Raw genomic sequence first — 6,085 nt, 5'->3', positions numbered from 1 at the left:
GCATAGATCGTCCCGAAGACATGGCGGGCTGCCTGCGGCGCATGCAGGCGCTTGCCGGTGCGAAAGCCGGGGATCGACAGCCGTTCCGGCATGTGCTCGCGCGTGTGCCACTCGATATAAGCTTCGTGCCCGCCTTCGGCGATATCGTGCCAGATCGCGAGAAAAGCTGATCCCTTCAGTCCCATCGTACCCGTCTCTCAGACGCTCCTGCCTGCGGGCTCTGCAATCGGCCGCTTGACAAGGAGCTCGTTTCCTCTCCAACTAACCTACTAGAATGTTAGTATGTCGAATGAGTCAAGTGCCCGTTGTCAGAAGGGCCCGGCTCCCGGGAGGATGAAATGCAGGGAAGCGAGACACCGCGCGTCGCGATCGTGACGGGAGGGGCAGGCGGGCTGGGCTTTCCGATCGCCGCGCGCCTGGCCGCGAAAGGCCACAAGGTCGCGATCTGGGACATCGACGGCGACCGCGCCGTCGCTGCGGCCGCGAAGCTGCCGGGCGCCAGGGGTTATGCGGTCGACGTGACCGACGAGAAGGCGGTCGCGGATGCGACGACCCGCGTCGTCGGAGAACTCGGCCCGCTCGGCATCCTCGTCACCTGTGCCGGCCATAACGGGCCGCTGGCCCCCTTCGCGGAGTATCCCAGCGAGGGCTGGCGCTTCGTCATGTCGCTCAATCTCGACGCCGTCTTCCATTGCTGCCAGGCGGCGGTGCGCGAGATGCTCAAGACCGGCTATGGCCGCATCGTCAACATGGCGTCGATCGCCGGCAAGGAGGGCAATCCCAACGCGGTCGCCTATTCCGCCTCCAAGGCCGGCGTGATCGGTCTGACCAAGTCGATCGGCAAGGAGCTCGCGACCACGCAGATCCGGGTGAACTGCGTGACGCCGGCGGCGATCGAGACCGAGATGCTTCAGCAGCTCACGCCCGAATTCAGAGCCTATGTCGTGTCCAAGATTCCGGTCGGCCGGCTCGGACAGGCGGAGGAGGTGGCGGCGCTGGCGGGCTGGCTGGCGTCGGAGGAGTGCTCGTTCTCGACGGGCGCCGTCTTCGACGTCTCGGGCGGCCGCGCGACCTATTGAGGACGGCATGTACAAGCAGCACAGCCTGTCGCTGGCTTATCTCACCGTCCAGGGTTGCCCGCCGGTCGAGCATGTCCGCTGCGCCGCGGCGGCCGGCTACGACGCGGCCGGCCTCAGGCTGATCGCGCCGCTCGGGCTCGAGCTTGCGCATCCCATCGTCGGCGACAAGGCGCTGATCCGTGAGATCCGGACGACGGCCGCCGATCTCGGGATCGGCTTTCTCGATGGCGAGGTCTTCACCCTCCGAGCGGACACAGCGATTGAGTCCTGGCTGCCCGTCATCGAGACGGCGGCGGAATTCGGCATGCCACTGATGCAGATCACCTCGGAGGATCCCGATCTGTCGCGGGCCTCCGACAATCTCGGGCGGATCGCGGATGTCGCCGGCGGGCACGGCATCGCGATCGCGATCGAGTTCATGCGCTGGCGCGCCGCGGCGACCATCGAGGATGCGGCGCAGCTCGCCGCCGCGTCAGGACGCGGGAATGTCGGCATCCTGCTCGACGCCTTGCATCTGTCGCGCTCCGGCGGCGGGCCGGCGGCGGTCGCGGCGCTGCGGGACAAGGTGCTCTATCTCCAGCTCTGCGACGCTCCCGCGAGCCAGCCTGCCGACGATGCGGGGCGCATCGCGGAAGCGCGGGGCGCGCGCATGATTCCGGGCGAGGGTGGCCTGTGGCTGGGGGAACTGATGGCGGAGTTGCCGCCGGACATCGCGATCAGCGTCGAGACGCCGCATCGCGGCGACGCGTCGTTGAGCTTTGTGGAAAAGGCGCGCCGGGGCATCGCCGGAACGCGCAATTTCCTCGATTCGCTTTAGGTTCGGAGCAGGATGCGAAAAAGTGGGAACCGGTTTTTCGCGACTATCCTGCTCCAACTTTTAGGTGAGAGACGGATTCAGATTTCAAATGGGATCACCTCGTGATCCCATTTGAAATCATCCGGCTCTAGCGGCGGATACCGCGCGCCGAGGCGTGCCGCCGAGGGGAGAAGCCGGGCATCGTCCGGCCCCGGTGGCCAGGAAGGAGATGTGGCGAGGTGGGTGCAAGACAGCGGGGAGGTCTGACCTTGCGCGTGACCGAACGCCTGCGTCAGGCGATCGTCGACGGCGAGGTGGAGCTCGGCGACGCGCTCTCGGAGGACAAGCTCGCGACCAGGCTCGGCGTCAGCCGCAGCCCGGTGCACGAAGCCTTGACGGCGCTGGAGCAGCAGGGGTTGATCGACATCAAGCCGCAGCGCGGCAGCTTCGTCTTCCTGCCGACGAAGGAGGACATCGAGAATCTCTGCGAGTTCCGGCTGATGATCGAGGCGGAGGCGCTGCGTCTGGCCATGCGGCGCCGGCGTGACGAGACGCTCGCCGCGCTGAAGGCGGCCGCGCAGGGCATGCAGGAGGCGGTCCTCGCCGGCGATCATCTGCGCAGCTCTCACGGGGATACGGCGTTCCATGGCGTGTCGATCGAGAACAGCGGCAACAGCTACCTGATCAATGCCTATCGGCTCGTCTCGGGAAAGGTCGCGGCGCTGCGCTCGCACCGCTCCACGGATGCGATCCGGGGCGAAGCGAGCGCCGAGCATTTCGAGATCATCGCCAGGCTGGAAGAGGATGACATGCCGGCGGCGCTCGAGGCGCTCTCGAACCACATCCTGAAGATGGCGAAACGCTACAGCGTCGAGCCGTCGCAGGAGCGCGTGGCGACGAGCCGGGCCTCGCGAAGCCCGTCGCTGGAACATTTCGCCCCGCTTTTGGACTGATCGAAGCCTGCGCCGACACAGGTCAAAGTGACGCTTTGCGCTCTGCCCCGGATTCGCGCAGCATGGCGCGATCGTGAAAGGGCGTCATTTGCTGCAACCGAGACATGGGCGCTTCGATGTCAGCCGGGCCGAGCTGTGGGCCGATGGCGTGGTCCATGCGCTCGGGATCGCGCTCGGCCTCGCCGCGGTGACGGCACTCATCCTGCGCGTGCTCGTGGCGGCGCCGTCGGCCGATCTCGTCCCTGTCGCGATCTACGGCGCCGCGTTGCTGGCCGTGCTGATCGTTTCGGCGATCTACAATCTATGGCCGGTTTCGCCGATGAAATGGCTGATCCGGCGCTTCGACCATTCGGCCATCTATGTGCTGATCGCGGGAACCTATACGCCCTTCCTGATGAAGCTCGGCTCGAGCCTCATGGCGCAGATCCTGCTCGCCGTGGTCTGGGCCGCGTCGGTCCTGGGCGTCGTGCTGAAGCTCGCCTTTCCCGGCCGGCTCGATCGGCTTTCGATCGTGCTCTATCTCGTCATCGGCTGGAGCGGCATCCTGCTGTGGCAGAGCATCGCCGAGCTGCCGGCGACCAGCCTGTGGCTGATGCTCGCGGGTGGTCTGCTCTACTCGATCGGCGTCATCTTCCATGTCTGGGAAAGCCTGCCGTTCCAGAATGCGATCTGGCACGGCTTCGTGCTCGTGGCCTCCGGCTGCTTCTATGGGGCCGTCTTTCGGGCCTATGCGGTCGTCTCAGTGGCCTGAGCGCGCCTCGCGGGCAAGGTCTCGCACCGGGCGGTCCGGTTGGTCGCTCACCGCCGAAAGCTGGCATTCTTCGTGCTAAGTCTCTTCATGTAGGATGGAGGCCGGCCAGAACGCAGCTCGGCCGCCCGCGTCCGGATGTCTCTGAAGCGAGGTGAGGCCATGGCCTACCGCATGGCGGTCGGAAATCAGAACTGGGCCTTCGCCGATCTCAAGGAGGTGATGGCGAAAGCCACGCCCCTGCGCTCCGGCGACATGCTCGCCGGGATCGCCGCCGGTTCGGCGGAGGAATGCGTGGCGGCGAAGCTCTGCCTCGCCGAGGTGCCGCTCAAGGCCTTTCTCACCGAGACCTTCGTTCCCTATGAGAGCGACGAGGTCACGCGGTTGATCCTGGATCGTCACGATACCCAGGCCTTCGCGCCGGTCGCGCATATGACGGTCGGCGATTTCCGCGACTTCCTGCTCTCCGAGAGCGCCGATACCCGGATGCTGGCTGCGCTGGCGAAAGGCATCACGCCGGAGATGGCGGCCGCCGTCTCCAAGCTGATGCGCAATCAGGATCTCATCCTGGCGGCGAGCAAATGCCGGGTGGTCACGCGGTTCCGCAACACGATCGGCTTGCCCCGCAGGCTTTCCGTCCGCCTGCAGCCCAATCACCCGACCGACGACCGGCGCGGCATCGCGGCTTCCGTCGTCGACGGGCTGATGTATGGCTGCGGCGACGCGGTCATCGGCGTCAACCCAGCCTCGGATTCGGTGGAGGTCATGGCCGATCTGGCGCGGCTCTTCGAGGAGATCATCGGGAAGCTGGAGATACCGACGCAATCCTGCATCCTGACCCATGTGACGACGACGATCGGCCTGATCGAGAAGGGCCTGCCGATCGACCTCGTCTTTCAGTCGATCGCGGGAACCGAAGCGGCCAACCGCTCCTTCGGCGTCGATCTGGCCGTCTTGGCCGAAGGGCGCGAGGCCGCCCTCGCGCTGAAGCGCGGCACGCTCGGCGACAACGTCATGTATTTCGAGACGGGGCAGGGCTCGGCGCTCTCGGCCGGGGCGCATCACGGCGTCGACCAGCAGACGCTGGAAGCGCGAGCCTATGCGGTGGCGCGCGCCTTCTCCCCGCTCCTGGTCAACACCGTCGTCGGCTTCATTGGCCCGGAATACCTCTATGACGGCAAGCAGATCATCCGGGCCGGGCTCGAGGACCATTTCTGCGGCAAGCTGCTCGGCCTGCCGATGGGCTGCGACATCTGCTATACCAACCATGCCGAAGCCGATCAGGACGACATGGATACGCTCCTGACCCTGCTGGCGACATCGGGGATCAACTTCGTCATGGGCGTGCCGGGCGCCGACGACGTGATGCTGAACTACCAGTCGACCTCCTTCCACGACCAGCTCTACGTCCGGGAGCTGCTGGGGCTCGGCCGCGCCCCGGAGTTCGAGGCCTGGCTGCAGCAGGTCGGGATCACCGACGCGACCGGCCGGCTGCGTGCCGAGCCGGGGGCGCTGCCGCTGCTCTCCCGCTCGATCGGTCTGGCGGCATGAGCGAGCGCGACCGTGGCGAGATGGAGCGTGGAAAGAAGGCCGATGCCCTGTGGTCGCGGCTCGCCGAGCTGACCCCGGCGCGGGTCGCGCTCGGCCGCGTCGGCGCGAGCCTGCCGACACGTGAGGTTCTGCGCTTCCAGATGGCTCATGCGGCGGCGCGCGACGCGGTCCATATCGCCCTCGATATCGACGCCCTCGAAGCCGAGGTGAAGGCGCTCGGAAGCTCCTGCCTGCGGGTCAGGTCGGATGCGACGCAGCGCGATCTCTATCTGCGGCGTCCCGATCTCGGCCGGCGGCTGGATCAGGCCAGCGCGACACGGCTCGACGGCGCGGCAGAGCATGGCTGCGATCTGGTCATCGTCATCGGGGACGGCCTGTCCTCGCGGGCCGTGGCCGGCAACGCGCCGCCTCTCGTCGCGCATCTTCTGGCTTATTGTACGCATCTGGGGCTGAGCGTCGCGCCGGTCGTGCTGGCGGAAGGCGCCCGTGTCGCACTTGGAGACGAGGTCGGTGAGCGGCTGGCGGCACGCATGAGCCTCGTCCTGATCGGGGAGCGTCCCGGCCTTTCCGCGCCGGACAGCCTGGGCGCCTATCTCACCTTGTCGCCGCGGCGGGGCTTGAGCGACGCCAGCCGGAACTGCGTGTCCAATATCCGTCCGGGCGGCCTCGACAGCGAAGCGGCAGCCTACAAGATCGCCTGGCTGATGAAGCGCGCCTTCGCGCTGAACGTCACCGGCACGCGCCTCAAGGATGAAAGCGACCGGGAACCGGAGCCGGAGATCGTTCGGCTGTCGGTACGGCCGACGAGCGCATGATCCAGCGTCTCGCAGGCGTGCGGGAAGGCCGGAGCGCCTCGAGCGACGATGCGATGGCGAGGGGTGCGGCGGGTACCTGCGTCACATCGATTGTTGCTAAGTCGCACTGCAGCATTTAAGCGGCCTGAATGGCCCCAAAGACG

General features: G+C 66.8%; 6 protein-coding genes and 1 pseudogene. 6 read left to right on the top strand and 1 reads right to left on the bottom strand.

Going from position 1 to position 6,085, the window contains the following annotated elements:
• Positions 1-185: pseudogene (locus tag AB4Y99_RS24685) on the bottom strand (hypothetical protein); the annotation flags it as partial.
• Positions 186-338: 153 nt separating this feature from the next.
• Here AB4Y99_RS24685 and AB4Y99_RS24680 point away from each other — a divergent pair.
• From AB4Y99_RS24680 to eutC, 6 genes are all read left to right on the top strand, one after another.
• On the top strand, positions 339-1,079 hold the full coding sequence (locus AB4Y99_RS24680; RefSeq protein WP_038357675.1) for an SDR family NAD(P)-dependent oxidoreductase: 741 nt from the start codon (positions 339-341) through the stop codon (positions 1,077-1,079).
• A gap of 7 nt (positions 1,080-1,086) precedes the next feature.
• Complete coding sequence (locus tag AB4Y99_RS24675) at positions 1,087-1,896, top strand: sugar phosphate isomerase/epimerase family protein (RefSeq protein WP_441525175.1); 810 nt, start codon at positions 1,087-1,089, stop codon at positions 1,894-1,896.
• Between the two features lie 254 nt (positions 1,897-2,150).
• Entirely contained in the window at positions 2,151-2,828 is a 678-nt protein-coding gene (locus tag AB4Y99_RS24670) for a GntR family transcriptional regulator (protein WP_441525176.1), read from the top strand.
• An 88-nt stretch (positions 2,829-2,916) separates the two neighbouring features.
• A complete protein-coding gene (gene trhA, locus AB4Y99_RS24665; RefSeq protein ID WP_441525174.1) occupies positions 2,917-3,579 on the top strand; it encodes a PAQR family membrane homeostasis protein TrhA in 663 nt (220 codons plus the stop codon).
• Between the two features lie 159 nt (positions 3,580-3,738).
• Positions 3,739-5,127, top strand: a complete 1,389-nt coding sequence (locus tag AB4Y99_RS24660; protein ID WP_441525173.1) for an ethanolamine ammonia-lyase subunit EutB — start codon at positions 3,739-3,741, stop codon at positions 5,125-5,127.
• The gene (gene eutC, locus AB4Y99_RS24655) at positions 5,124-5,942 is read left to right on the top strand and encodes an ethanolamine ammonia-lyase subunit EutC (protein WP_113252889.1); all 819 of its coding nucleotides are present in this window, start codon (positions 5,124-5,126) and stop codon (positions 5,940-5,942) included. The genes AB4Y99_RS24660 and eutC overlap by 4 nt, the downstream gene beginning before the upstream one ends.
• Positions 5,943-6,085 lie beyond the last annotated feature (143 nt).

Origin of the sequence: Allobosea sp. TAB14, assembly GCF_052113865.1 — a bacterium.
In the GTDB taxonomy this organism is placed as follows: domain Bacteria; phylum Pseudomonadota; class Alphaproteobacteria; order Rhizobiales; family Beijerinckiaceae; genus Allobosea; species Allobosea spartocytisi.
The sequence above is the reverse complement of the archived record's forward strand: the minus strand, read 5'-3'. Positions and strand labels throughout refer to the sequence as shown.

What these genes read in the sequence shown, in the direction of transcription:
- AB4Y99_RS24680 (WP_038357675.1), top strand. Translation starts at nt 339, where the DNA reads ATGCAGGGAAGCGAGACACCGCGCGTCGCGATCGTGACGGGAGGGGCA.
- AB4Y99_RS24675 (WP_441525175.1), top strand. Translation starts at nt 1,087, where the DNA reads ATGTACAAGCAGCACAGCCTGTCGCTGGCTTATCTCACCGTCCAGGGT.
- AB4Y99_RS24660 (WP_441525173.1), top strand. Translation starts at nt 3,739, where the DNA reads ATGGCCTACCGCATGGCGGTCGGAAATCAGAACTGGGCCTTCGCCGAT.
- eutC (WP_113252889.1), top strand. Translation starts at nt 5,124, where the DNA reads ATGAGCGAGCGCGACCGTGGCGAGATGGAGCGTGGAAAGAAGGCCGAT.